The sequence below is a fragment of the Mycobacterium sp. UM_Kg27 genome, assembly GCF_000972905.1.
Classification (GTDB): Bacteria; Actinomycetota; Actinomycetes; order Mycobacteriales; family Mycobacteriaceae; genus Mycobacterium.
The window spans coordinates 1-26,448 of sequence record NZ_JRMM01000049.1; the positions used below are offsets into that span (position 1 = coordinate 1).

Here is a 26,448-nt window from a genome sequence, read left to right on the forward strand (position 1 = left end):
CCGACCGCCGGTCGGCGACCGAAGCCGTCGAGCATTTCGTCAATGCCATTGTGCGCGCTGTCCACAAGGGTGAGAGCGTCACCATCACCGGGTTCGGCGTTTTTGAGCGTCGTCGTCGCGCCGCGCGCGTGGCCCGCAATCCCCGCACCGGTGAAACGGTCAAGGTGAAGCCCACGTCCGTCCCCGCCTTCCGCCCAGGTGCGCAGTTCAAGGCGATTGTTTCTGGCGCGCAGCGTGTCCCGTCCGAGGGTCTGGCCGTCAAGCGTGGTGCTGGTGCCAGCGCCGCGCCTGCCAAGAAGGCTCCGGCCAAGAAGGCCACCAAGGCCGCTGCCAAGAAGACTGCCGCCAAGGCTCCGGCCAAGAAGGCTGTCGCGAAGAAGGCAGCGACCAAGGCCGCGCCTGCCAAGAAGGCTCCGGCCAAGAAGGCCGCGACCAAGGCAGCCGCCAAAGCTCCGGCCAAGAAGGTTGTCGCGAAGAAGGCAGCGACCAAGGCTCCGGCCAAGAAGGCCGTGACCAAGGCTCCCGCCAAGAAGGTTGCCGCCAAGAAGGCAGCGACCAAGGCTCCGGCCAAGAAGGTTGTCGCCAAGAAGGCAGCCACCAAGGCCGTGGCGAAGAAGGCTCCGGCCAAGAAAGCCACCAAGGCTCCGGCCCGTAAGGGTCGCAAGTAGCAACGAATAGCCGAGCGCCGCGGGGTTATCCCCGCGGCGCTCGGTCGTTTATACCAGCGCTTGAGTAGCCAGCGGGCTACCGATGTGGTCGGCGGCGATCAGCCGGCCACCCGACAGTGACAGCACCCAGGTGCTGCCCTTGCGATTGCGGGATTTGTCCGGGCTGACCCCATCGCGGTCGCACCACCAGGTGATCAGGTCTGGAATTACCTTGCCTTGGGTACAGATAACGGGTGTCCCGCCCAATTTCGCGATCTCCACCACCCGGCGGCGGGCCTGCTTCGGGTGCTCAGCGTAGGACTCTTCCGTCAGCGTCGGCTCGTTGTGCACGGGCACCCCGAGTTCGGCGGCCAGTGGCTCCACCGTCTGCTCGCAGCGCACCCGGTCGGCCGCATACACCGCGCTCGCGCCGAAGGCGAGCAGCTGAGCGGTGAGCGCCTCGGCCTGTGCGCGGCCCTTCTTGTCCAGCGGCCGCTGGCGGTCATCGCCGGAGAACCGGGACCGACGCCCAGCGGTAGCGTGCCGCACGATCAATACCGTTTGGGTGTCCGCGGGTTGCTTGGCGAACCGCCGCAGTATCTTCCGGTCATAGGCATACTGCAGTTCCTTCATCGCGGCATCGACCGGTAGCCAGACCAGATCGTCGACCTCGTGGTTGGGGACGAAGTCTCCGCCCACCGCCTGTGCAGCCCAGTACCGGACCTTCTTGACGCCTTGGCTGACCGGATAGCGGACCGCTCCCAGTCGGCGGCCTAGCTGTGCGTGCTGGCCGGTCTCTTCCAGGATCTCGCGCACAGCTGTCACCGGCTCGGTCTCGCCGGGATCGACCTTGCCCTTGGGCAGTGACCAGTCGTCGTAGCGCGGGCGGTGGATGAGGGCCACCTCAACGGCATTGCGTCGCGTCCGCCACAGCACCGCGCCGGCGGCGTGGATGACCTTGTCTACGGTCCCGGAGCCATTCGGCACTGTCGTTTCGAGCACCTTGCACTCCTGCAGGTCAATTCGGGCTTTGCGGGCAGTGGGCCGGGGGTCAGGGATTGCGGTGTCGTTCCATCAGCGACGCCTGGTGATCGCACACGGTGGCGCCGGCTTGCGGTTCCGCCGTCCACTGGCCGTCGGGTCCGAGCTCCCAGCAGCGGGTGGCCGGATCCATTGCGGAGTCGAACACGTCGCCCAATTGTGTGGTCAGCCGCGGGTTCTTCACCTGCACCATCACTTCGACCCGGCGATCGAGATTGCGGTGCATCATGTCGGCGCTGCCGATCCAGAATTCGTCGATGGCGCGGAAGTGGATGATGCGCGAGTGCTCCAGGAAACGACCGAGAATCGATCGAACGAGGATGTTTTCGGAGAAGCCCTCGACCCCGGGCCGCAGTGCGCAGATACCGCGAACGAACAATTCAACTTGCACACCCGCGCGAGAGGCGCGGTAGAGCGCGTCGATCACCTGCTCGTCGACCAGTGAGTTGAGCTTGAGCCGGATCCGTCCGTTGCCGGAGTGGCGGTGCGCCGCGACCTCACGTTCGATGCGTTCGATGATCCCGGTCCGGACACCGTGTGGTGCCACCAACAGGTTGCGATAGGCGACTTTCCGCGAATAGCCAGTCAACGAGTTGAACAGGTCGGTCAGGTCGGCACCGATGTCCGGGTCGGCGGTGAGCAGCCCCACATCTTCATAGAGGCGAGCGGTCTTGGAGTTGTAGTTGCCGGTTCCGATATGGCAGTAACGCCGGATCGTGGAGCCTTCGCGACGCACGACGAGGCAGACCTTGCAGTGGGTTTTCAGTCCGATCAGTCCGTACACCACGTGCACGCCGGCCTGCTCCAGCTTGCGGGCCCACTTGATGTTGGCCTGCTCGTCGAAGCGGGCCTTGATCTCGACGAGTGCCACCACCTGCTTGCCGGCCTCTGCCGCGTCGATCAGCGCGGTGACGATCGGTGAATCACCGGAGGTGCGGTAGAGCGTCTGCTTGATCGCCAGCACGCCCGGGTCGGCCGCAGCCTGTTCGATGAACCGCTGCACGCTGGTGGCGAACGAGTCGTAGGGGTGATGTACCAACACATCGCCCTCCCGCAGGGTGGCGAAAATGCTTTTGGGGGTTTCCCGTTCGGCGAACGCCGGGTGGGTGGCCGGGACGAAGGTGCGGTCCTTGAGATCGGGCCGGTCCTGGCCGTAGACCTGCCACAGCGATGACAGGTCCAGGAGGCCGGGCACCTCGATGACGTCACCGGGGTCCACGTCGAGCTCCCGCAACAGCAACTCCAGCATGTGCTCGGTCATGTCGTCGGCGACCTCGAGGCGAACCGGCGACCCGAACCGGCGCCGCGCCAGCTCGCGTTCCAAGGCCTGCAACAGGTCTTCATCGCGGTCCTCTTCGACCTCGAAATCGGCGTTGCGGGTGATGCGGAACGCGTGATGCTCGACGATCTCCATGCCGGGGAACAACACCGGCAGGAACGCCGCGATCAGCTCCTCCATCGGCAAGAACCGGACCTCGTCACGGCCGTCGCCGCCGTTGGCGCGGGCGTCAAGTTCGACGAAACGGTCGACGTTGTCGGGGACCTTGACCCGCGCGAAGTGACTGCCGCCGTCCTCGGGGCGCTTTACCGTCACCGCCAGGTTCAAGCTGAGCCCACTGACGAACGGGAACGGGTGGGCCGGGTCGACCGCCAGCGGTGTCAGCACCGGGAACACCTGCTCGTGGAAGTACACCGACAGCTGGTCGCGCTCGGCCGGTAGGAGATCGGCCCACGTGACCACGTGGATGCCTTCGGCGGCAAGCGCAGGGCGGACGGAGTCGAGGAACACCCCCGCATGGCGGGTGGCGATCTGCTGGGTCCGTTCCCCGATGCGGCGCAATTGCTCACGGGGGGTCAGGCCGTCGGCCGAGCGCACCGACAGACCCATCTCATCGCGGCGTTTGAGGCCGGCGACTCGGACCATGTAGAACTCGTCGAGATTGGAGGCGAAGATCGCCAGGAACTTGGCCCGCTCCAGCAGCGGCAAGGAGGTGTCGGCGGCCAGCGCCAGCACTCGCGCGTTGAAGTCCAGCCAGCTCAGTTCCCGGTTGAGATAGCGGTCCGCGGGCAATTCGTCGGTATAGCCGGCCGGAAGAGTCTCGGTGGCAGCGGGAGGGGCGGTCGGAGCGGCGTCGCGCGTATGCCGGTCAGTTGTGTCGCTACGCGTCTCAGTGAGTTCGCTGCCCTCGATTTCGTCCACTCCGAAATCATTGCTCATACCGCGTGCCGCTGCCACCGGACTTGGCAAGTGCAAGCGCACGGGCCGTTGCCGTGCCCACGCCGAGTCGTCGTGCCACCGCCAGATCTTCCGGTGTGTCGATGTCACAGCGCAGGCCGGGCCAGGCACCGGTCAATTCCAGCGCTCCCGATTGACGGTGACGGTTCGAGGAATCCCGGCCGAAGCGGGGGTCCAGGGCGGTGCCGAAAGCGAAGAGCGCGGCGGTACCCATTCCATGCCGGTCAGCGACGAAGCTGCGCTGGTGGCTTCGTGCCGAGGCGATCGCCTCATCGAGTTCGTAGGATTGCAAAGCTGGCAAATCACCTTGCAACACAACGATGTTCGGTACGGACTCGGTCACCGCGGCTTCGGCCGCAGCGAGCGCGTTGTTCAGCGGGTCGTCGTGACCGTCTGGCGTCGGGTCCTCCAACACCTCGGCTCCCAGTTCGGCGGCGGCCGCAGCGGCCGCCTCGTCGGGGGTGACCACCGTGATGTGCTCCAGTCCGCGGGCGGCCGAAGCCGCACTGATGGTGTCCACCAGCATGGCCAGCACTACGGCTTCGCGCAGCGGTGCGGGAAACGCCGGCGCCAGCCGGGTCTTGGCCACACTGAGCCGCTTGACGGCAATGACCAGGCCGATGCCGGATACCTCAGCCGGTGCGGAGTTCACACATCACATCCTGCCAGCGTCGGGCTAGGAGTTCCGCGCGCTGGGTCGTTGGCGGTGACCCGCTTCGCCCGGCTCCGCCGCGCTTGCGATCACCGCTGGGTCGATGGCGGTGACCCGCTTCGCCCGGCTCCGCCGCGCTTGCGATCACCGCTAAGGTGATGCGCCTATAGGGAGGTGGTGTGCGATGGGCGGCTCCGAGGGCACGGTCGCAGTGATGGGCGCGGGCGCGTGGGGGACGGCTCTGGCCAAGGTGCTCGCCGACGCCGGCAGCGGCGTCAGACTCTGGGCACGCCGGCCCGACATCGCCGCGCAGATCAACGAGACCCGGCGCAACCCCGACTATCTGCCGGGTTTTGAGGTTCCCGAGGCGGTGCGCGCCACCAGTGACCCGGCCGAGGCGCTGGACGGCTTGACCACCGTGGTGCTGGCCGTGCCGGCGCAGACGATGCGGGCCAATCTCCAAGCATGGACGCCGCACCTGACCGACAGCGCCACGCTGGTCAGCGTCGCCAAGGGCATTGAGCTGGGCACGCTGATGCGGATGAGCCAGGTGATCACGGCGGTGACGGGATTCGATCCCGGTCAGGTCGCGGTGGTGTCCGGTCCCAACCTGGCGGCGGAGATCGCCGCCGGACAGCCCGCTGCGACCGTGGTGGCCTGCACGGACTCCGGTCGTGCGGTGGCACTTCAGCGGATGCTCAACACGGGATACTTCCGGCCCTACACCAACTCCGACATCGTCGGCACCGAGATCGGCGGGGCCTGTAAGAACGTCATCGCCTTGGCCTGCGGGATGGCGGCCGGAGTGGGGCTGGGTGAGAACACGGCGGCCGCCATCATCACCCGGGGCCTGGCGGAGATCATTCGTCTGGGAGTCGCGCTGGGGGCTAAGGGCTCCACCCTGGCCGGCTTGGCGGGAGTGGGCGATTTGGTGGCCACCTGCACATCCCCGCACTCACGCAACCGCTCGTTCGGCGAACGGCTGGGCCGCGGCGAGGAGATGCCACCGGTGCCCGGGTCGGCCGGATTGCAGAGCACCTCCGACGGCCATGTCGTCGAAGGCGTGACATCGTGCCAGTCGGTGCTGGCCCTGGCGATGAGCTACGACGTGGAGATGCCGCTGACCGATGCCGTGCACCGGGTTTGCCACAAAGGGTCGTCAGTCAACGAGGCGGTGGCGCTGCTGCTGGGACGTCGCACCAAACCGGAGTAACCGGCCTCCGGTTTATGGGGCGGTCCAGCTTCGCCTCTCCTCCGTCGAGGTTCGCTAACCGCCCGGTAGCCTCTGGCGTGTGAATTCCCACGAACGCACCCGCGTGGCCGTCGTCTTCGGCGGCCGCAGCAGCGAGCACGCCATCTCCTGCGTCTCGGCGGGCAGCATCCTGCGCAACCTGGATCCGCAACGCTTCGAGGTCGTCGCAGTAGGTATCACCCCGGAAGGGGCGTGGGTGCTCACCGACGGCAACCCCGAGACGCTGGCCATCACCGACCGCAAGCTGCCCGCGGTCAGCACGGACTCCGGCGCCGAACTGGCGCTGGCGGCCGACCCGCAGCGCGCCGGTCAGCTTGTCGCGTTCTCCGCCGCCGGGCCGGCGGAGGTGCTGGAGTCGGTTGACGTGGTGTTTCCGGTGTTGCACGGCCCGTACGGCGAAGACGGCACCGTGCAGGGACTGCTGGAGTTGGCCGGCGTGCCCTACGTCGGCGCCGGGGTGCTGGCCAGCGCGGCGGGCATGGACAAGGAGTTCACCAAGAAGCTGCTGGCTGCCGATGGCTTGCCGATCGGTCCGTACGCGGTGCTGCGGCCCGCCCAGGAGACACTGTCGATCGACGATCAGGAACGTCTCGGGCTGCCACTGTTCGTCAAACCGGCGCGCGGCGGGTCTTCGATCGGGGTCAGCCGGGTCACGTCGTACGACGAACTGCCCGCGGCGATCGCCGAGGCGCGCCGGCACGACCCGAAGGTCATTGTCGAGGCCGCGATCGTCGGCCGTGAAATCGAATGCGGGGTACTCGAATTCCCCGACGGCTCGCTGGGAGCCAGCACGGTGGGGGAGATCCGGGTGGCCGGCGTGGGCGACGGTGACGACTCGTTCTACGACTTCGCCACCAAGTACCTCGACGACGCGGCCGAGCTCGATGTGCCCGCCAAGATCGACGACGATATCGCCGAAGCCGTGCAGCAGTTGGCGATTCGGGCGTTCGCCGCGCTGGACTGCCAGGGGCTGGCCCGGGTGGACTTCTTCTTGACCGACAGCGGCCCGGTGATCAACGAGATCAACACCATGCCCGGGTTCACCACGATCTCGATGTACCCGCGGATGTGGTCGGCCAGCGGAGTTGACTACCCGACGCTGCTGGCGACGATGGTCGACACCGCCCTAGCTCGCGGTGTGGGTTTGCGCTGACGCCAGCGTGCTCCTAGCGCGGCGGACCCGGGCGGATCGGGACCGCGGCGACGGTGTCGGCGATCAGATCCGACACCTCCTGAATCGGCGTGGGACCGGAACCCGGCGGCAATGTCAGCGCCAGATAGACCTTCCGGTCCACCACATACCAGGTGGCGCGGTCGCCTTCGCGGACTTCGAACCACTGCACGTGATCGACCACCTGGATGGGGGAGCCCACCACGAAGTCGGCCGGCCGGTCCAGCCCACAGCGCAACACCACGGCTTCGCCGTCGTCGGCGGTCCAGGCGGCCGCTCCCTGCGGTGCGGGTGCGGCGAGTTCGGCGCGCTGATAGTCGCCCAGCTGAGCCGGTAACGCCTCGAGGAGGGCGCGGCAGTCTTCGCTGTCGGCCTGCGGAGCAGGCACGGTCGCGACCGGGACCGGTCCAGCCGGCCGCTTGCCCGGGTGATGTAGCGCAGCCACCGTCAGTGCCGCCCCTACCGCGGCGACGGCGACCACCAGCGCGATGAGCAGCGCCAGTCGCGGTGGTCCGTCCGCGTCGTTGTCCGTGGTCAAGCCCCGCCTACCGTTCTGATCACACCTACACTCCAGGCTGTGCGCGGTAACGAGCCCACGCTGGGTCAGCTTGGAGAGTTTCCCATGATCGACCGGCTGGTGGCCGGGCGACATCAGCCCGACACCACCCAGTTGGGTCCTGGAGACGATGCGGCGGTGGTGCGCTGTGCCGACGGCCGAGCTGCGGTGTCCACCGACATGCTGGTAGAAGGACGCCATTTCCGGCTGGATTGGTCAACCCCGCAGCAGGTCGGGCGCAAGGCGATCGCGCAGAACGCCGCCGACATCGAGGCGATGGGGGCGCAGCCCACCGCGTTCGTCGTCGGCTTCGCAGCCCCGGCGCACACTTCTGCCGCCGATGCCATCGCCCTGGCCGACGGGATGTGGGCCGAGGCGGAGCGCCTCGGCGCCGGCGTGGTCGGAGGTGATCTGGTCCAGGCCGACTGCTGGGTGGTGTCGGTGACGGTGCTGGGCGATCTGGCCGGCAGAGCCGCGGTGCTGCGGTCGGGGGCGCGGCCCGGCGCGACCCTGGCGGTGGCCGGGGAGCTGGGCCGCTCGGCAGCCGGGCTGAGGCTGTGGGATGACGGCGTGGACTCAGCAGAATTCACGGAGTTCCGGCGTCGCCACCTGGTCCCGGAGCCGCCGTACGGGCAGGGCGCGGCGGCCGCCGAGGCGGGGGCGCAGGCCATGACCGATGTCTCCGACGGCCTGATCGCCGATCTGGGGCACCTGGCCGCTGCGTCGCAGGTGACGCTGGATGTGTCCACAGTGGCGCTGGCGGCCGATTATCGAGCCTTGGCGCCCGCGGCCGCTGCGGTCGGTGTGGACGCGTGGGCATGGGTTCTGGGCGGGGGAGAAGACCACGCCCTGCTCGCGGCGTTTCCCGGACAGGTGCCGCCCGGTTGGCGGGCCATCGGCCAGGTGCTACCCGGACCGGCGCGTGTGCTGGTCGACGGAGCGGTGTGGGACGGGGAGGCGGGCTGGCAATCGTTTGATTCCAGCGCCCCATTACGTTGAGACACCATGACTGCTCGTCCACTTCCTGAACTTGTCGAAAGCGGTTGGGCCACCGCGCTGGCGCCGGTGACCGATCACGTCGCCGCACTGGGGCAGTTTCTGCGCGAGGAGACGACGTCCGGACACGGCTATCTGCCCGACGGGCAGAACATCTTGCGTGCCTTCACGTTTCCGTTCGACAACGTCAGGGTGTTGATCGTCGGGCAAGACCCGTATCCGACGCCCGGTCACGCGGTAGGTCTGAGCTTCTCGGTCGCACCGGACGTTCGGCCCCTGCCACGCAGCCTGGAGAACATCTTCACCGAGTACACCGCGGATCTGGGCTATCCCAAGCCGTCCAACGGCGATCTGTCCGCGTGGGCGCAGCGAGGTGTGTTGCTGCTCAACAGGGTGCTCACCGTGCGACCGGGCACTCCGGCGTCGCATCGCGGCAAGGGCTGGGAAGCCATCACCGAATGTGCGATCCGCGCGTTGGTGGCCCGCAATCAGCCGATGGTGGCGATCCTGTGGGGACGCGACGCGGGGACGCTCAAGCCGATGTTGTCCGACCGCTGCGTCGCGATCGAATCACCGCACCCGTCGCCCCTGTCGGCGTCGCGCGGGTTCTTCGGATCGCGTCCGTTCAGCCGCGCCAATGACCTGCTGGCGCAGATGGGGGCCGAGCCGATCGACTGGCGACTGGAGTAGCGCGGCTCGAGCGGTCGCGCATGCCCAAGAGGGACCGGTGTCCCCGCGCTCGACGAAAAAGAGCGAACTTAGCCGCGGACGACCTTGCCGGCCTTGATGCACGAGGTGCAGGCGTTCAGGCGCTGCTTGTTACCGCCGGGACGCGCGGCGTGCACGACCTGAATGTTCGGGTCCCACCGACGGCTGGTCCGACGGTGCGAGTGGGATACCGACTTACCGAAGCCGGGGCCCTTTCCGCAGATATCGCACACGGCAGCCATATGTGACACTCCTCAAAACGTCTGCTTGAGGGCCAACAACCTCAGCGGGTGGCCCGACAACCTGATCAGGATACCCGCCCGGCGGGGCAACCACCAAAACGCCCCTTCCCCGCCGGACGGACGTGACCTGTGCTGTCGTCCGGAGTGATTAGGCTTGCGACCACCGGAGGTGGTGGCAGGAAGGTGGGCGCAGGTGGGCAACCCCGATCGTCGGCTGGATGCGGCGACCTTGCGGGACTGGGCACACACCGCCGTCGGTGACCTGATCACCCACACCGACGAGATCAATCAGCTCAATGTCTTCCCGGTCGCCGATTCCGACACCGGAACAAACATGCTGTTCACCATGCGTTCGGCCCTGGCCGAGGCCAACACCGAGGCCGCCTCCGGCGAGGTGGGACGGGTCGCGGCTGCCCTGTCTTCGGGGGCGCTGCACGGGGCGCGCGGCAACTCCGGGGTGATTTTGTCGCAGATCCTGCGCGGCCTGGCCGATGTGACCGCAGCCGACACCGGCGTCAGCGTCATCGACTCCGCCCTGCTCGGCGCCGGTCTGCGACACGGGGTCGAGCTGGTGGTGAGCTCGATGGGCGGACGCGAAGTCCCAGGCACCATCGTGTCGGTGTTGCAGGCTGCCGCGGGCGCCGTCGAACGGTGTGCGGCCAGCGGAGCCGAGTTGGGTCCGGCACTGGTGGCCGGCTCCGACGCGGCTGCTCAGGCGCTGGAGGCGACCACCGCGCAGCTCGACGTGCTTGCCGAGGCCGGGGTGGTCGACGCGGGCGGCCGCGGCCTGCTGGTGCTGCTCGACGCGCTGCGATCGACGATCACCGGGCAGGCTCCCGTGCGGTCGGCATACCAGCCTGCGCCGTCCCCGCGGCCTCCGGAGGCCGGGACCGAGGCCCCCGCGCCGCATTTCGAGGTCATGTACCTGCTGGGCGAGTGCAGCCCCGAAGACACCGAAGCCCTGCGGGAGCGGCTGAACCAGCTCGGAGAATCGGTGGCCATCGCCACCGCGGGGGTGGTCGGCGGATATTCGGTGCACGTGCACACCGATGACGCCGGTGCCGCCGTCGAGGCGGGCCTGGCCTTCGGACGGCCGCGGCGTATTCAGATCTCGGCCCTGGCCGGGGCCGCCGGGCCGTCCCCGGGCAGCTGGGCCCGGGAGCGTGCGGTGCTGGCCGTGGTCGATGGCGACGGCGCCGAGGCACTGTTCGACTCCGAAGGCGCCTGCGTGCTGCGGCCCGACCCGCACAGGGCCGAACCGGTGATGATGGTCAGCGCCCAGCAACTGTTGCGGGCGGTGGTGGACACCGGTGCAGCGCAGGTGATGCTGCTGCCCAACGGCTACGTCGCCGCCGAGGAGCTGGTGGCGGGCTGTACCGCTGCCATCGGCTGGGGTGTCGACGTGGTGCCGGTGCCGACCGGCTCGATGGTGCAGGGGTTGTCGGCGTTGGCGGTCCACGATCCTGGCCGGCCGGTCGTCGATGACGGCTACACCATGGCCCGGGCTGCCGGCAGCACCCGGCTGGGATCGGTGCGGATCGCGACCGAACAAGCGCTGACCTGGGCCGGTTCCTGCCGCCCCGGCGACGGCCTGGGCATCGCCGGCGACGAGGTGCTGATCGTGGCGCGCAATGTCGGGGCCGCCGCGATCGGCCTGATCGACCTGCTGCTGGCGGCCGGCGGTGAGCTGGTGACGGTGCTGCTCGGGGCGGGCATCGAAGGGTTGGAAGAAGATGTCATGGACGTCTTGGCCCGGCACGTGCATGACCAGCACCCGGGAACCGAACTGGCGACCTACTTCACCGGGCATCGGGGGGACGCGTTGCTGATCGGGGTCGAGTAGCGATGGCGATCTTGGCCGACCGGCTGGATTTCATCGTCGGCTCTGGCGCTGCCGGCAAACTCGACGAAAGCTTCGGCATCCGCACTGTCGGGGACCTGCTGCGGCACTATCCGCGCAGCTACGTCGAAGGCTCCGGGGTGCGCAGCGCTGCCGATAGCCGCCCCGCCGAAGGCGACCACATCACCATCGTCGACACCATCAGTTCGGCGTTGCTCAAAGACATGCAGCGGCGCAACGGAAAGTATCTCGCCGTCACCGTCGGTAGCGGTCGCAACAAGGTCAGTGCGACGTTCTTCAACCCCAAGGGCCTGCGTTGGCGGTTGACCCCCGGCACCCGGGTGATGCTGTCCGGTGAGGTCAAGCTGTTTCGGGGTGCGATCCAACTGACCCATCCGGACTTCCTGGTACTCAAGGAAGCCGACGGTGCGGCCAACGAGCGCAACTTCGGCAGCAGTTCGCTGCGCAACATCGCCGACGCATCGCAGAAGGTCAGCGGGCAGGTCAACCAGGCGGACTTCGAGCGCAGCTGCTACCCGATCTACCCGGCGACCGCGAAACTGCAGAGCTGGGACATCTTCAACTGTGTGCGGCAGGTGCTCGACGTCCTCGATCCGGTTCCGGACCCGCTGCCGGCCGCGGTGCGCACCGAACGGGGTCTGCTCGGCGAAGACGAAGCGCTGCGCGCGATTCACCTGTCGGAGAATGCCGCCGAGCGGGACCGCGCCCGTGCCCGGCTGGCCGTCGATGAGGCGTTCGGCTTGCAGTGGGCGTTGGCGATGCGTCGGAACGGTGAATTGTCCGAATCCGGGTTACCGGCACCGCGCCGTGATAACGGGATGGTCGCAGAACTGTTGCGGCGGTTGCCGTTCGAGCTGACCACCGGACAACGCGAGGTGCTCGGCGTGCTCGAAGGCGAACTGGCCACCAGCCGTCCGATGAATCGGCTGCTACAGGGCGAGGTCGGCTCGGGCAAGACGATCGTCGCCCTGCTGGCGATGCTGCAGCTCGTTGATGCCGGCTATCAGTGCGCCCTGTTGGCGCCCACCGAAGTCCTTGCCGCCCAACACGCCCGATCGATACGGGACATGCTGGGGCCGCTGGCACTCGGCGGTCAGCTGGGCGGGGCCGACAATGCCACCGCGGTGGCGCTGCTCACCGGCTCGATGTCCGCGGCCGCCAAGAAGCAGGCGCGCGCCGAGATCTCCAGTGGCCGGGCCGGCATCGTTGTGGGCACTCACGCCCTGCTGGTCGACGCGGTCGAATTCGACAACCTGGGCATGGTGGTCGTCGACGAACAACATCGATTCGGCGTCGAGCAGCGAGATCGGTTGCGCGCCAAAGCTCCCGACGGCATCACGCCGCACCTGCTGGTGATGACCGCCACTCCGATTCCGCGCACAGTGGCGCTCACCGTATACGGCGATCTGGAGACCTCCACGTTGCGCGAGCTGCCCCGTGGTCGCCAGCCGATCACGAGTTCGGTGATCTTCGTCAAGGAGAAGCCGACCTGGCTGGATCGGGCCTGGGAGCGGATTCGCGAGGAGGTGGCGGCCGGACGACAGGCCTACGTGGTGGCACCCCGCATCGACGAGACCGACGAGCCAAGCAAGACCGGCTCGGACGATGCGGGCGGCAGAACCTCGGCCACCGCGGTCGGGCTGTTCGATCAGTTGCGAGCCGGGCCGCTATCGGGGTTGCGACTGGGCTTGATGCACGGGCGGCTGACCGGGGACGAGAAGGACGCGGTGATGACGGCGTTCCGCACCGGCGGCGTCGATGTGCTGGTCTGCACCACGGTCATCGAGGTCGGTGTCGACGTACCCAATGCCACCGTCATGCTGATCGCCGACGCGGACTGGTTCGGCATCAGCCAATTGCACCAGCTTCGCGGCCGGATCGGCCGCGGCGAGCATGCCAGCCTCTGCCTGCTGGTGACCTCCAGCGGTCCTGGATCCAAGGCGGGACAGCGCCTGAAAGCCGTCGCAGGCACCTTGGACGGATTCGTCTTGGCCGATCTGGATCTGGCCGAACGTGGTGAGGGAGATGTATTGGGCCGCAACCAGTCCGGCTGGCGAGGTGGCCTCAAGCTGCTGTCGCTGGCCGACCACGGCGAAGTGATCGAGGCGGCCCGCACGTACTGCATGCAGGCCTGGGAAGACAACCCGAATGATCCCGGGTTGGCCACCCTCGCCGCGCCTTTCACCGACATCGCCTACCTGGACAAATCATGACCAGTCGAAAAACCCTGCTGTGGCTGGCCGTGGCGGCCGCGCTGGCCGTGCTCGTGGCCTACCAGACGGTGTCGGCCGTGGGCCATCGCAGTCGTGCACTGGCGGCGCAGGCCGGTATGCCCACGGTGGCGGCCGGCACCGATGTCCTGGCCGGCATCACGGTCGTTCCGGCCCGCACCCACCGCTACGACTACCGCCGTCCGCTGTTCGGCGACGCCTGGGATGACGACAACGATGCGCCGGGCGGTCACAACGGCTGCGACACCCGCAACGACATCCTCAACCGGGACCTGGTGGACATCACGCACGTGTCGACCAAGCGTTGCGCCAACGCGGTGGCCACTGGAACCCTGCACGACCCCTACACCAACGCCGTCGTGGCCTTCACCCGCGGCGCGAAGACCGGCGAATCGGTGCAGGTCGACCACATTGTGCCGCTGGCCTACGCCTGGGACATGGGAGCGTCGGCCTGGCCGTACCGGCAACGGTTGCGCTTCGCCAACGACCCGGCCAACCTTCTTGCGGTCGCCGGGCAGGGCAACCAGGACAAAGGCGATGCGGGTCCCGGGCAGTGGATGCCGCCGAACACGGCGTTCGCGTGCCAGTACGCCATCGCCTACATCGCGGTCCTGCGGGGCTATGCGCTGCGCCTCGACCAGCCGTCAGCCGACGTGCTGCGTGAGTCAGCGGCCACCTGCCCGACCGGGTAGGCGAAGGTTCTGTCGGCGCCGACTGCGCAACTCAGGACGCGGCGACACGCCGCGGCGTCGTCGTGGGAGTCACACTCGGCTGGGGATCAGAGACCGGTATAGGTGAGCGGGTCTTCCCGCACCCGGGTGCCGTCGTTGAGACCGCCCAGGCTCGCCATGTGCTCGTCGGCGAGCTCAAAGCCGAACACGTCCAGGTTGGCCGCGATGCGCTCGGGCTGAGCCGACCGGGGGATCACCACATTGCCCAGTTGCAGGCTCCACCGGATCAGCACCTGTGCCGGGGTCTTGCCGTACTCGCCGGCGATGGCCGTCACGGTCGGGTGCTCGAGCAACCGGCCCACCGCCAGCGGGCTGTAGGCCTGCGTGATGATGCCGCGCTCGGCGTTGGCGGCACGCAGCTCAGCCTGGTTGAGCAGCGGGTGCAGCTCGATCTGATTGACCGACGGCGTCTCGAACGCCAGGTCGATCACGTCGTCGAGGTGATTCGCGGTGAAGTTGCACACCCCGATGGACCGGGTCAGTCCCAGCTCCCGGGTTTGGATGAGTCCACCGAAGCTGTCGACGTACATGCCCAGCGACGGCGCCGGCCAGTGGACCAGGTACAGGTCCACGTAGTCCATTCCGAGCCGTTCCAGGCTGGCCTTGCAGGCTTCGATGGCGGCGGTCAGTCCCTGGTCGGCGTTGGCCAGCTTGGTGGTGACGAACACCTCCTCGCGCGGGATTCCCGACGCGGCGATAGCCCGGCCCACCGCGGCCTCGTTGCCGTACACCTTGGCGGTGTCGATCAACCGACAGCCCAGCTCGAGCGCCGTCGAGACCGCGCGCTCGGTTTCGGCTTCGGACAACTCAGCCACTCCGATGCCCAGAGTCGGCATCGTGCGGTCGTCGTTGAGGGTGACCGAGGGGATCGCAGTGCCCGACGTCATTTCACCTACCTGTGTAATCGAATGTTCGCGGATCGGGTCCCAAGCGGGCGCCGTCGTCGAGCGAGGATATCTCGGCCATCTCCGCCGTGCCGAGTCCGAAGTCGAAGACGTCGAAGTTGCCGACGATGCGCTCTGGGTGCACCGATTTCGGAATCACAATATTACCCAGTTGGATATGCCAGCGGATCAGCACCTGCGCCGGTGTCTTTCCGCAACGCCGCGCCACCTCGGTCACCACCGGATGAGTCAGCAGGGAACCCCGCCCCAGGGGTGCCCAGGCTTCGGTGGCGATCCCGAGGCGGGCATGCGTTGCCCGCAGTTCGGGCTGGCTGAAGCGCGGATGCAGCTCGACCTGGTTGACGACGGGCACGATCCCGGTTCCGTCGATGAGCATCTTGAGGTGCTCGGGCGCGAAGTTGCTCACCCCGATCGAGCGGATCCGGCCCTGGTCGCGCAGGTGGGCCAGCGCCCGGAAGGTCTCGACGAATTTGCCGGCGGACGGCAGCGGCCAGTGGATCAGGTACAGGTCCAGAAAATCCAGGCCGAGGCGCTCCATGCTCGTGTCGAATGCCGCCAGCGTGGAGTCATAGCCCTGGTCGGAGTTCCAGACCTTGGTCACCACAAACACCTCGTCGCGCGGGAGGCCGGATGCCGCGACGGCGCGGCCGACCTCCCGCTCGTTGCCGTACAGGGCTGCGGTGTCGATATGGCGGTATCCGGCTGCAAGTGCGGTGCGTACCGCCTGCTCGGTTTCGGCGGGCGAAATCTTGTAAACCCCGAAACCGACGCTGGGGATGGAGTTACCGTCGTTGAGCGTGACTGAACGCAAGTTATCTTCAGCAGCCATGACACGAAGTCTGCCAGGCGACTCCGGTTCCAGCCGCGGCGTGCGATGGACCGATCAGCTGCAGAGCACGCTGATGACGGCCGGCATGAAGCTGATGCCGATGTTGCCGATCGGCCTCCAGCGGATCATGACCGGCGGGCGCGCGGTCACCATCGACGGTAAGACCTTGGACCCCACCCTGCGGCTGACCCTGGCCGCACAGCGCGCGATGGGCATCAACGGGTTAGTCGTCGGCGACGACGCGGTCGCCTCCCGCGCCCAGCTGCGCGAAACGGCCACCGGACTGGGCGGCGGTGATATCCACGTCGACGTTCGCGACATCGTGCTGCCCGGCCCGGCCGGCGACATCGCCGCTCGGCACTACCGCCCCGTCGGTGGGGGCGACAAGCCGCTGCTGGTCTTCTACCACGGCGGCGGATTCGTGATCGGCGACCTGGACAGCCACGACGCGATCTGCCGCCTGACCTGCCGAGACGGTGACATCGCGGTGCTGTCGGTCGACTACCGGCTGGCGCCTGAGCACCCCGCACCGGCCGCACTCGACGATGCCCTCGCGGCGTTCCGCTGGGCTCATGACCACGCCGCGGAGCTGGGTGGGATCGCCGGGCGGGTCGCAGTCGGTGGTGACAGCGCCGGTGGCAACCTGGCCGCCGCGGTCGCGCTGCGGGCACGCGATGAAGGGGGACCGGCACCCGTTCTGCAGTGGCTGATCTATCCGGTCACCGACTGCACCGCCCAGACCCGTTCGCGCACCCTCTACGGCGACGGCTTTCTGCTGACCAAACACGACATCGACTGGTTCACCGACCAATACGTGGGCCGCTCACAGCTGGCTCCGACCGACCCGCTGGTATCGCCGCTGCTGGCCGGCGACCTGTCCGGATTACCTCCGGCGCTGGTGGCCGTCGCCGGATTCGACCCGCTGCACGACGAAGGCGAAGCCTTCGCGGCGGCACTGCGCGAGGCCGGCGTTGTGGTGGACCTGCGGCAGATGCCGTCGTTGACGCATGCCTTCATCAACCTGTTTCCGCTGGGGGGCGGCAGCGCCACCGCGACCAGTGAGTTGATCTCGGCGCTGCGCGCGCACCTCAGCCGCGGCTGAGGTCCGGGGCTCACGCCGGTACGCTGAACCGCAAACCGACCACCGAACACGAGGACCGACCGACTGTGGCCAGCAAACCCAAACGCCCCGCCGCCTCCGGCTTGAGGGCCGGCGACCAGAAGCGCAACCTCGCAATGCAGATCGGGCTCGTCGCCATCGTGGTGGTCTTCGCGGTGGGACTGATCGGCTACATCGTGATGTCCAACGGGCACAAAAAGGGCGCCGGCGCCGGTGAGGCGATCCGGGTCACCTCGAGCAAGCTGATCACCAAGGACGGGACCGACGAGCCCAAGGCTGTGCTGACGTTCTACGAGGACTTCCTCTGCCCGGCCTGCGGCAACCTCGAGCGAGCCTTCGGCCCGACGGTGTCCCGGCTGATCGACAGCGGGGCGATCGCCGCCGACTACCACATGGTCGCGATCCTGGATCGGCCGCAGAACGACAACTACTCCTCGCGCGCCGGAGCCGCCGCCTACTGCGTCGCTGACGAGAACAACGATGCCTTCCGCCGATTCCACACCGCGCTCTACACCGAGCAGCTGCAGCCGTCGGAGATCGGCACGGAGTTCCCCGACGACAAGCGCCTGATCGAGCTGGCCCGCCAAGCCGGCGCTGCCGGCAGTGTTCCGGCGTGCATCAACAGCGGCAAGTACCTCAAGATGGTCGGCGGTATGGCCGCCGCTGGGGGCATTCACGCCACTCCCACGTTGCGCATCAACGGCGAGGACTACCGCCCCTCCACTCCGGAAGCCCTGGTCTCCAAGATCCGCGAGATCGTCGGTGACGTGCCCGGTATGGCCGTACCGGCTCAGGAGTCGTGACCATCACGGCTCCGGCGGTCGAATCGCCCGCCCAGGCGGTGCCGGTCGCGGCATCCCGGGCCTGGGCGGTGCTGATCGGCGGGGTCATCGGACTGCTCGCCTCGGTCACCCTGACCGTCGAGAAGATCAAGCTGCTCACGGACTCCGGCTACGTACCGTCGTGCAACCTCAACCCGGTGCTGTCCTGCGGATCGGTGATGGTCACCCCGCAGGCGTCGGTGCTGGGGTTCCCCAACCCCCTGATGGGGATCGTCGCCTTCACCGTGGTGATTGTCACCGGCGTCCTGGCTGTCGCGAAAGTGCCATTGCCGCAGTGGTATTGGACCGGGTTGACGCTCGGGACGCTGGCCGGCGCCGGCTTCGTGCACTGGCTGATCTTCCAGAGCCTGTACCGGATCGGGGCGCTGTGCCCGTATTGCATGGTGGTGTGGGCGGTCACGCTGTGCCTGCTAGTGATATTCGCAGCCCTAGCATCTGAGCAGGGTGGTATACGCAAAACTTTGCAGCATTTGCACCGATGGCGTTGGACCATCGCTGCGTTATGGTTTATCGCGTTATTTCTGCTGATATTTATTCGGTTTCAGGATTACTGGATAACGCTGCTGTAGGGGTGGATGTGATCTCCAAAGTGCTGGTGGCCAACCGCGGGGAGATCGCTGTCCGCGCGTTCCGGGCCGCTGTGGAACTCGGGGTCGGCACAGTGGCGGTCTACCCGTACGAGGATCGCAACTCGCTGCACCGGCTCAAGGCGGACGAGTCCTACCAGATCGGCGAAGAGGGCCATCCGGTACGCGCGTACCTGTCAGTCGACGAGATCGTCGGCACCGCAGTGCGATGCGGAGCCGACGCCGTTTACCCCGGCTACGGTTTTCTTTCGGAGAATCCTCAACTGGCGCAGGCCTGTGCGGCTGCGGGCATCACCTTCGTCGGTCCCAGCGCGGCGGTGCTGGCCCTGGCCGGCAACAAGTCTCGCGCGGTGGCGGCCGCGCGGGAGGCGGGCCTGCCTGTGCTGGCGTCATCGGCCCCGTCGTCCTCGGTGGAGGAACTGCTCGCCGCAGCCCAGGACATGACGTTCCCGCTGTTCGTCAAGGCGGTCGCCGGTGGCGGTGGGCGCGGGATGCGCCGGGTCGCCGACATCGACGGGCTGGCCGACGCGGTGGAAGCGGCCAGCCGGGAAGCGGATTCGGCGTTCGGCGATCCACACGTCTACCTCGAGCAGGCGGTACTCAACCCGCGCCACATCGAGGTGCAGATCCTGGCCGATAACCACGGCAACGTGATCCACCTCTACGAGCGTGACTGCAGTGTGCAGCGCCGGCATCAGAAAGTCGTCGAGTTGGCGCCGGCACCGAATCTCGATCCGGCTCTGCGCGAGAAGATCTGTGCGGACGCCGTGGCATTCGCGAGCCATATCGGCTACACCTGCGCGGGCACCGTGGAGTTTCTGGTCGACGAGCGCGGCCACCACGTGTTCATCGAGATGAATCCGCGCATCCAGGTGGAGCACACCGTCACCGAGGAGATCACCGACGTCGACCTGGTGTCGTCGCAGCTGCGGATCGCCGCCGGTGAGTCGCTGGCGGACCTGGGCCTCTCGCAGGATTCGATCACGCTGCGCGGCGCTGCGCTGCAATGCCGGATCACCACCGAGGACCCGGCCAACGGATTCCGGCCCGACACCGGACGGATCAGCGCTTACCGCAGCCCTGGCGGGGCGGGGATCCGGCTGGATGGCGGCACGAACCTGGGCGCGGAGATCAGCGCCCACTTCGACTCGATGCTGGTCAAGCTGACCTGTCGCGGCAAGGATTTCCCCACCGCGGTGAAGCGGGCGCGCCGGGCGATCGCGGAATTCCGGATCCGTGGGGTCGCCACCAACATCCCATTCCTGCAGGCCGTGCTCGATGACCCGGACTTCTCCGCCGGGCGCATCACGACCTCGTTCATCGACGAGCGCCCGCAGCTGCTGACCGCGCGTTCGTCGGCCGACCGCGGCACCAAGATCTTGAACTACCTGGCGGATGTCACCGTCAACAGTCCGCACGGCACCCGGCGGTCGGCGGTGTACCCGCGAGACAAGCTGCCCGAGCTGGACCTGTCGGCGCCGCCGCCGGCGGGTTCCAAGCAACGGCTGGTCGAGCTGGGGCCAGAAGGGTTTGCCCGCTGGCTGCGGGACTCGCGCGCCGTGGGGGTCACCGACACCACCTTCCGGGACGCCCACCAGTCGCTGTTGGCCACCCGGGTGCGCACCAGCGGGTTGGTCAGGGTGGCCCCGTACGTGGCCCACACAATGTCGCAACTGCTGTCGGTCGAATGCTGGGGCGGCGCGACTTACGATGTAGCGCTGCGGTTTCTGAAGGAAGACCCCTGGGAACGACTGGCCGCGCTGCGCGAGACGCTGCCCAACATCTGCTTGCAGATGCTGCTGCGCGGGCGCAACACAGTCGGGTACACCCCGTATCCGGAGTTGGTGACCTCGGCGTTCGTCCAGGAGGCCACCGAGACCGGTATTGACATTTTTCGGATCTTCGATGCGCTCAACAACGTGGACTCGATGCTTCCGGCCATTGATGCGGTGCGCGAAACCGGCAGTGCGGTAGCCGAAGTCGCCATGTGCTACACCGGCGATCTGAGCAGTCCGAGCGAAACGCTCTACACGCTGGATTACTACCTGCGGCTCGCCGAGCAGGTCGTGAACGCCGGTGCCCATGTGCTGGCGATCAAGGACATGGCGGGGCTGCTGCGCCCTGCCGCGGCAACGACGTTGGTGAGCGCACTGCGCAGTCGCTTCGACCTGCCCATCCATGTCCACACGCACGACACCGCGGGTGGTCAGCTGGCCAGCTATGTCGCTGCCTGGCAGGCCGGGGCGGACGCCGTCGACGGCGCGGCAGCGCCCATGGCGGGCACCACCAGTCAACCGGCGCTCAGCTCGATCATCGCCGCGGCGGCCCAGACCGACTACGACACCGGGATCTCGCTGGACGCGGTGGGCGACCTGGAGCCGTACTGGGAGGCACTGCGAAAGGTGTACGCGCCGTTCGAATCCGGGCTGGCAGCGCCGACAGGGCGGGTATACCGCCACGAGATTCCCGGTGGCCAGCTGTCCAACCTGCACCAGCAGGCCAAGGCGCTGGGGTTGGCGGACCGGTTCGAGGACGTGGAGAACAACTATGCCGCCGCCGATGCCGTACTTGGTCGGCTGATCAAGGTGACTCCGAGCTCGAAGGTGGTCGGCGATCTCGCGCTGGCCCTGGTCGGTGCCGGCGTGAGCGCCGACGAGTTCGCCGCCGACCCGTCCCGAGTCGACATACCGGACTCGGTGATCGGCTTCCTGCGCGGTGAGCTGGGCGACCCGGCGGGTGGCTGGCCGGAGCCGTTGCGGACCAAGGCGCTGGAGGGTCGCGGCCCGGCACGGGAGATGCAGCAGCTCTCGGCCGATGACGAGGCGGTGTTGGCAAAATCTGGACCGCAACGCCAGGCTCGCCTTAACCACCTGCTGTTCCCTGGCCCCACAAAGGAATTCGAGTCGCATCGGGAACTCTATGGCGACATCTCGCGGTTGTCGGCCAACCAGTTCTTCTACGGGCTGCGTCAGGGCGAGGAGCATCGGGTCAAGCTGGAGCGCGGGGTGGAGCTGCTGATCGGGCTCGAGGCCATCTCCGAGCCGGACGAACGCGGCATGCGGACCGTGATGTGCATCATCAACGGTCAGCTGCGGCCGGTCGAAGTGCGTGACCGCAGCATCGCTAGCGAAGTACCGGTCGCCGAAAAGGCCGACAGAACCAAACCGGGCCATGTCGCGGCACCGTTTGCCGGTGTGGTCACCATCGGAGTCGCCGAGGGAGAGCAGGTCACCGCCGGACAGACCCTGGCCACCATCGAGGCGATGAAGATGGAGGCGGCCATCACCGCGCCGGCCGACGGCACCGTCGCGCGGGTGGCTGTTGCCGAGACCGCACAGGTCGAAGGCGGAGACCTGCTGGTGGTGCTGAGCTGACTCGCATCGTCGGGGGCGCAGCCGGGGGGCGACGCCTCGCCGTGCCGCCGCGCGGCACCCGGCCAACCACAGATCGGGTGCGCGAGGCGCTGTTCAATGTGCTCGATTCCCGAATGGACCTGACCGGAATGTCGGTGTTGGACCTGTATGCGGGGTCGGGGGCGCTCGGCTTGGAAGCGTTGTCTCGCGGCGCCGCGTCGGCACTGTTCGTCGAATCGGACCGTCGCGCCGCAGAGGTGCTGGCCGCCAATATCGCCGCGTTGGGGCTGGCCGGTGCCGTATTGCGCCGCGGCACGGTGGCCGCAGTGCTGGCCGGGGGAACCGAAACTCCAGTGGATCTGGTGCTGGCCGATCCACCCTACGAGGTCGATGCCGCCGCGATCGACGCGCTGCCGGGATTGTTGACCGCCGGGGGTTGGGCGGGCCCGGGCACCGTCGTGGTGATCGAACGGGCCACCTCCAGTCCGGCGGTGGGGTGGCCGCAGGGCTGGGAAGCCTGGCCCTCGCGCCGGTACGGCGACACCCGCCTGGAGCTGGCCGAGCTCGAGTAGCGGCGAGGCCGCGCGCAGTGGGTCACCGCTATCAGTTCAGCCTGCTGCTAGCGTCGAGCACTATGAGTGGTGCGGTATGCCCCGGTTCCTTCGACCCGGTGACGCTGGGACATGTCGACATCCTGGAGCGCGCGGCCGCTCAGTTCGATGAGGTGGTGGCCGCCGTACTGGTCAACCCGTCTAAAAAGGGCATGTTCACTCTCGACGAGCGCCTTGAGATGATCGCCGAAGCCACCGCGCATCTGCCCAACGTGCGCGCGGAGTCGGGCCAGGGCTTGGTGGTCGACTTCGTCCGGGAGCGGGGGCTCACCGCGATCATCAAGGGCCTGCGCACCGGCACCGACTTCGAGTACGAGCTGCAGATGGCTCAGATGAACAAGCACATCGCCGGTGTCGACACGTTTTTCGTGGCGACCACACCGCGGTATTCGTTCGTATCGTCTTCGTTGGCAAAGGAAGTTGCGGCGATGGGCGGCGATGTCTCCGACCTGTTGCCCGAGCCGGTGAACCGCCGGCTGGCTGCCAAGCTGGCCGGTCGCTGAGCAGGCTGCGGTCTACCGCGGCTGCCAACCCAAGCGCTGATCGGTCGTCTTGCGCATCCGGGCGAAGCCACTCCCGCAGCCCAATACCCGTAGCGCCGCTTCGGCTATGGTCCACGGATAATCCGGCGGGCAGGAGCCGTCGTCGGAGCGCCGGTTGATCACCGTCTCCACCAACCGGAACGGCACATCGTCGGCGCTCGCGGGACCGTCATGGTCGGCGATCACCGCGCGCGACAGCTCTCGATAGTGGCTGCGTAACTCGCCACGGCGCCGGCGGAAGCGGGCGAAGCGCTCGAGACGAAGTTCTGGAAGCAGATACAGCGTGCCCAGATTCCAGGTACCGCCGCACAATTGCGCGGTATCGGCGACGACGAGCGCGTGCAGCCGGGGAGCGCTCGGTCCTGCCTCAGCCAGCAGCTCGGCGGCCAGCTGTACGGAGGTTTCGACGGTGTCGGCCAGTAGGGCGTCGAGGATGTCGTCCTTGGCGGCGAAGTGGTGATACAGCGAGGCCTGCCGAATGCCGACGTTCTCGGCGATGCGCCGGGTCGAGGTGGCGGCGTAGCCGACGGTGGTGAACAGCTCCGCCGCGGCGTCGAGGATCTCATCGCGCGCGCTGCTGCCCGGCCTGCTGGACGCCACCAGCCGGGGACGTCCTCGTCGATCGCTCTGCACGCCTTACTGCCTATCACGCGCCGCGGCCTGGGCTCGCTAAAAACTATCAAATGATAGGAAATGTGTTAGCTTCCTGGTCATGGACAACCCGCGCACCGATTCCACCGACGGCGCACGCCGGCATGCGCGCGCTCAGGCGCAGCACGCGTCGATGCACATCCCGGCGGCCCCGGAAGGCGTCGACGCGGCGTCGATGATCTGGGCCGAGTCCATCCCGGCCAACGGCTACGCCACCAAGGTGCTGGCTCGCGGCACCCGGGTTCGGATGACCGACGTCGAGGGTGGCGCCTGCGCGAATCTGCTGCTGTACCGCGCTGAGGCACCCTGGGAACGGCTCAATGTCGCCGACACCATGAAGGTGCCGTGGCAGGCCTACCTCGGAGTCGGTCATCCGCTGTTGTCCGATCAGGGGCGCGTGCTGGCCACCGTCGTCGCCGACTCCTCGGGGCACCACGACCTGCTCTGCGGTCCGGACGCCACCGGGCGGCAACTGCTGCTGCTGGGCGCGATCAAGCACGGCCTGGGCAGTCGCGACGTGGCACCGTCGGTGTCGCTGTTCCGCGGAGTCCGTGTCGACCCCGTCAGCGGGGCACTGGAATTCACCGGATCCGCGGGACCCGGCGCGGCGGTCGAACTGCTGATCCACCTTCCGGTGGTGCTGGTGGTCGCCAATGCCGCGCACCCGCTGGACCCCGACCCGCCTGCAACGGCATTGGACGTCCTTGGCTGGCGGGCCGGCGAACAGCTGGCCGAACTGACCAATCGGGATCCGGAATACCTTCGCGCGGTGCAGAACACGGAGGCGGCCTGGGTCGCCGCATCGGGGGAGTGCTCATGACGAATCCATCGCACGTCATCTCCGACGCGGTGGTGGCGGCACGGTCGCCTTGGTCGGCGGTGGTGCGTGCCGGCGATCTGCTGCAGATCATCGATCTGCACGGCAACCAGGCGGTGGACTGCCTGCTCTACGACGCCGCCGATCACGCTCGCCGATACAGCGCCCAGGCCACGGTGCTCGCCCAGCGCAACATCTTCTTGAGCACCGGCTCGGTGCTGCGCAGCGCCGATGGCGCCGCCCTGATGACCGTCATCGCCGACGACGTCGGCAACCACGACACCATTGCCGGGGCCTGCTCGCAGGAATCCAACACGCTGCGCTACGGGCACCACACGGCCCACCAGCACGCCTGCGTGGAGAACTTCCTCGCCGAGGGGGCCCGGTGGGGTCTGGACAAACGCGACATCGTCTCCAACATCAACTGGTTCATGAACGTGCCCGTGGAAGCCGACGGCACGCTGGGTATCGTCGACGGCCTCTCGGCCCCGGGCAAGAGTCTGACTCTGCGCGCGGAGACCGACACTCTGGTCCTGGTGTCGAACTGCCCGCAGATCAACAACCCGTGCAACGGCTTCGACCCAACGCCGGTGCGGATGGTGATCAGCCGACCATGATCGGCATCGAGGTGATCTCCCCGGGCATGTTCACCACGGTGCAGGACTGGCCCGGTCGCGTCGGCTACTGGCATGTCGGGGTGCCGCCGTCCGGTCCGATGGACGACCTGTCGTTTCGGATCGGCAACCAGGTTGTGGGCAACCCCGAAGGTGCGGCCGGTTTGGAATGCACCAAAGCCGGCCCTGCGCTGCGTTTTTCGAACCCGGCCTGGGTGTGCGTCACCGGTGCCGCGGTGCCGGTCAGGCTGGACGGTGTCCTGGTTCCGCCTTGGCAGTCACTTCGGATACCCGCTGGTGGCCTGCTTGAGATCGGGGTTATTCCCGGGCCTGGGATGCGCTGCTACGTCTTGGTCGAGGGCGGCATCACCGCGCCGGAATTCCTCGGCAGCGCAGCGACCTTCACCCAAGGTGTGTTCGGCGGCCACCACGGCCGGGCGCTGCGTGAATCGGATCGCCTCAGCGCCGTCGGCCGAGGCGGTGCCCCACCGAAACTCACCCGTGCGCCCAGTCAGATGCAGCCCAGCATCGGGCGGCACTGGCAACTCGCGGTGACCGAAGGACCGCACGCCGCGCCGGAGTTCATGACCCGCGCCGACATGGCCACTCTGACCACCACGGACTACACCGTGCACTTCAACTCCGACCGCACCGGTGTGCGGCTTGTCGGGCCGAAGCCACGGTGGGCCCGTACCGACGGCGGGGACGCCGGACTGCACCCGTCCAACATTCATGACACCGCCTACAGCATCGGGGCATTGGACTTCACCGGTGACACCCCGATCCTGCTCGGCCCCGACGGGCCCAGCCTGGGCGGGTTCGTCTGTCCGGTGACGGTGGTAGGCGGCGACCGATGGAAACTCGGCCAGCTCTCGCCCGGCGATACCGTGCGACTGGTGCCGATCCGTGCCGACCATGCCCCACCGACTGCAGCGCTGGGTGTGCAGCGGCGTGCGGCACTGCCGGTCGTGGTCTCCCGCTCCGGCGACGGCGACGACGGAGTGCTGCAGCGCTACACCGGGCGCGACGGCACGGCGGTTACGTTACGCCGCGCCGGCGACAGTGGAGTTCTGCTGGAATACGGGCCGATGACCCTGGATTTGGCGTTGCGGGCGCGGGTACAGGTGCTCTACGAGCAGCTCCGCCAACGGGGGCTGCCAGGGCTGGCCGAACTGACGCCCGGGGTGCGATCACTGCAGATCCAATTCGACCTAGAGCGGTTCTCGTGCGCCGAGGCTGTCTCTTATACACAT

Annotated in this window: 25 protein-coding genes; 17 read left to right on the forward strand and 8 right to left on the reverse strand. The window is 67.7% G+C overall.

All coding sequences use genetic code 11. The features are described from left to right. A partial coding sequence (locus tag LI94_RS10005) for an HU family DNA-binding protein (protein ID WP_046301082.1) occupies window positions 1-668 on the forward strand: 668 nt, incomplete at its 5' end. A 48-nt stretch (window positions 669-716) separates the two neighbouring features. Here LI94_RS10005 and LI94_RS10010 read toward each other — a convergent pair. The 3 genes from LI94_RS10010 to cofC are packed head-to-tail and all read right to left on the reverse strand — an operon-like array spanning window position 717 to window position 4,576. Further along, window positions 717-1,649, reverse strand: a complete 933-nt coding sequence (locus tag LI94_RS10010; protein WP_046301083.1) for an NUDIX hydrolase — start codon at window positions 1,647-1,649, stop codon at window positions 717-719. Window positions 1,650-1,698: 49 nt separating this feature from the next. Continuing rightward, the gene (locus tag LI94_RS10015; RefSeq protein WP_046301084.1) at window positions 1,699-3,906 is read right to left on the reverse strand and encodes an RNA degradosome polyphosphate kinase; all 2,208 of its coding nucleotides are present in this window, start codon (window positions 3,904-3,906) and stop codon (window positions 1,699-1,701) included. After that, window positions 3,896-4,576: a 2-phospho-L-lactate guanylyltransferase gene (gene cofC, locus LI94_RS10020; RefSeq protein ID WP_046301085.1), complete on the reverse strand. Its 681-nt coding sequence runs from the start codon at window positions 4,574-4,576 to the stop codon at window positions 3,896-3,898. The genes LI94_RS10015 and cofC overlap by 11 nt, the downstream gene beginning before the upstream one ends. Window positions 4,577-4,760: 184 nt before the next feature. On the opposite strand from cofC, the gene LI94_RS10025 reads away from it, so the two are divergent. Next, complete coding sequence (locus LI94_RS10025) at window positions 4,761-5,789, forward strand: NAD(P)H-dependent glycerol-3-phosphate dehydrogenase (RefSeq protein ID WP_046301086.1); 1,029 nt, start codon at window positions 4,761-4,763, stop codon at window positions 5,787-5,789. Window positions 5,790-5,868: 79 nt separating this feature from the next. Next, entirely contained in the window at window positions 5,869-6,981 is a 1,113-nt protein-coding gene (locus tag LI94_RS10030) for a D-alanine--D-alanine ligase family protein (protein ID WP_046301087.1), read from the forward strand. A 13-nt stretch (window positions 6,982-6,994) separates the two neighbouring features. Here the strand turns inward: LI94_RS10030 and LI94_RS10035 are convergent, their stop codons facing one another. Continuing rightward, the gene (locus tag LI94_RS10035; protein ID WP_046301088.1) at window positions 6,995-7,537 is read right to left on the reverse strand and encodes a DUF3515 domain-containing protein; all 543 of its coding nucleotides are present in this window, start codon (window positions 7,535-7,537) and stop codon (window positions 6,995-6,997) included. Between the two features lie 39 nt (window positions 7,538-7,576). Here LI94_RS10035 and LI94_RS10040 point away from each other — a divergent pair, with 39 nt between their 5' ends. Further along, entirely contained in the window at window positions 7,577-8,554 is a 978-nt protein-coding gene (locus tag LI94_RS10040; protein WP_343252063.1) for a thiamine-phosphate kinase, read from the forward strand. A 6-nt stretch (window positions 8,555-8,560) separates the two neighbouring features. Beyond that, window positions 8,561-9,241 (forward strand): uracil-DNA glycosylase, encoded by a 681-nt coding sequence (locus tag LI94_RS10045; protein WP_046301089.1) that lies wholly within the window; start codon window positions 8,561-8,563, stop codon window positions 9,239-9,241. A 68-nt stretch (window positions 9,242-9,309) separates the two neighbouring features. On the opposite strand, the gene rpmB is transcribed toward LI94_RS10045, so the two are convergent. Further along, window positions 9,310-9,501: a 50S ribosomal protein L28 gene (gene rpmB / locus LI94_RS10050; protein ID WP_024443272.1), complete on the reverse strand. Its 192-nt coding sequence runs from the start codon at window positions 9,499-9,501 to the stop codon at window positions 9,310-9,312. Between the two features lie 193 nt (window positions 9,502-9,694). On the opposite strand from rpmB, the gene LI94_RS10055 reads away from it, so the two are divergent. Genes LI94_RS10055 through LI94_RS10065 form a run of 3 tightly spaced genes read left to right on the forward strand, consistent with a single transcriptional unit; the run spans window position 9,695 to window position 14,285 of the window. Next, on the forward strand, window positions 9,695-11,344 hold the full coding sequence (locus LI94_RS10055; RefSeq protein ID WP_046301090.1) for a DAK2 domain-containing protein: 1,650 nt from the start codon (window positions 9,695-9,697) through the stop codon (window positions 11,342-11,344). 2 nt (window positions 11,345-11,346) lie between these two features. Further along, window positions 11,347-13,575, forward strand: a complete 2,229-nt coding sequence (gene recG / locus LI94_RS10060; protein ID WP_046301091.1) for an ATP-dependent DNA helicase RecG — start codon at window positions 11,347-11,349, stop codon at window positions 13,573-13,575. After that, window positions 13,572-14,285 (forward strand): HNH endonuclease family protein, encoded by a 714-nt coding sequence (locus LI94_RS10065; protein ID WP_024443269.1) that lies wholly within the window; start codon window positions 13,572-13,574, stop codon window positions 14,283-14,285. Before recG ends, LI94_RS10065 begins: the two co-directional genes overlap by 4 nt. Window positions 14,286-14,371: 86 nt before the next feature. On the opposite strand, the gene LI94_RS10070 is transcribed toward LI94_RS10065, so the two are convergent. Continuing rightward, window positions 14,372-15,211 carry an aldo/keto reductase gene (locus tag LI94_RS10070; RefSeq protein ID WP_046301092.1) on the reverse strand — a complete coding sequence of 280 codons (840 nt, stop codon included), beginning with the start codon at window positions 15,209-15,211 and terminating at the stop codon, window positions 14,372-14,374. 1 nt (window position 15,212) lies between these two features. Beyond that, the gene (locus LI94_RS10075) at window positions 15,213-16,058 is read right to left on the reverse strand and encodes an aldo/keto reductase (RefSeq protein ID WP_192830949.1); all 846 of its coding nucleotides are present in this window, start codon (window positions 16,056-16,058) and stop codon (window positions 15,213-15,215) included. Here LI94_RS10075 and LI94_RS10080 point away from each other — a divergent pair. From LI94_RS10080 to coaD, 6 genes are all read left to right on the forward strand, one after another. Continuing rightward, a complete protein-coding gene (locus tag LI94_RS10080; RefSeq protein ID WP_046301093.1) occupies window positions 16,057-17,160 on the forward strand; it encodes an alpha/beta hydrolase in 1,104 nt (367 codons plus the stop codon). The genes LI94_RS10075 and LI94_RS10080 overlap by 2 nt on opposite strands. Window positions 17,161-17,225: 65 nt before the next feature. Further along, a complete protein-coding gene (locus LI94_RS10085; RefSeq protein ID WP_046301094.1) occupies window positions 17,226-17,981 on the forward strand; it encodes a DsbA family protein in 756 nt (251 codons plus the stop codon). 2 nt (window positions 17,982-17,983) lie between these two features. After that, window positions 17,984-18,589 carry a vitamin K epoxide reductase family protein gene (locus tag LI94_RS10090; protein WP_239651197.1) on the forward strand — a complete coding sequence of 202 codons (606 nt, stop codon included), beginning with the start codon at window positions 17,984-17,986 and terminating at the stop codon, window positions 18,587-18,589. Window positions 18,590-18,597: 8 nt separating this feature from the next. Further along, complete coding sequence (locus LI94_RS10095; protein WP_046301101.1) at window positions 18,598-21,981, forward strand: pyruvate carboxylase; 3,384 nt, start codon at window positions 18,598-18,600, stop codon at window positions 21,979-21,981. Further along, window positions 21,978-22,532 (forward strand): 16S rRNA (guanine(966)-N(2))-methyltransferase RsmD, encoded by a 555-nt coding sequence (gene rsmD / locus LI94_RS10100; protein WP_046301096.1) that lies wholly within the window; start codon window positions 21,978-21,980, stop codon window positions 22,530-22,532. Before LI94_RS10095 ends, rsmD begins: the two co-directional genes overlap by 4 nt. A gap of 62 nt (window positions 22,533-22,594) precedes the next feature. Beyond that, window positions 22,595-23,074 (forward strand): pantetheine-phosphate adenylyltransferase, encoded by a 480-nt coding sequence (gene coaD, locus LI94_RS10105; RefSeq protein WP_024443261.1) that lies wholly within the window; start codon window positions 22,595-22,597, stop codon window positions 23,072-23,074. A 12-nt stretch (window positions 23,075-23,086) separates the two neighbouring features. Here the strand turns inward: coaD and LI94_RS10110 are convergent, their stop codons facing one another. Further along, on the reverse strand, window positions 23,087-23,713 hold the full coding sequence (locus LI94_RS10110) for a TetR/AcrR family transcriptional regulator (protein WP_275451596.1): 627 nt from the start codon (window positions 23,711-23,713) through the stop codon (window positions 23,087-23,089). A 112-nt stretch (window positions 23,714-23,825) separates the two neighbouring features. On the opposite strand from LI94_RS10110, the gene LI94_RS10115 reads away from it, so the two are divergent. From LI94_RS10115 to LI94_RS10125, 3 genes are all read left to right on the forward strand, one after another. Next, a complete protein-coding gene (locus LI94_RS10115; protein ID WP_046301097.1) occupies window positions 23,826-24,584 on the forward strand; it encodes a DUF1989 domain-containing protein in 759 nt (252 codons plus the stop codon). Next, window positions 24,581-25,198 (forward strand): urea amidolyase associated protein UAAP2, encoded by a 618-nt coding sequence (locus tag LI94_RS10120; RefSeq protein WP_024443258.1) that lies wholly within the window; start codon window positions 24,581-24,583, stop codon window positions 25,196-25,198. Before LI94_RS10115 ends, LI94_RS10120 begins: the two co-directional genes overlap by 4 nt. Further along, on the forward strand, window positions 25,195-26,448 hold a 1,254-nt coding region (locus LI94_RS10125; protein WP_046301098.1), incomplete at its 3' end, for a 5-oxoprolinase/urea amidolyase family protein. The genes LI94_RS10120 and LI94_RS10125, both read left to right, overlap by 4 nt.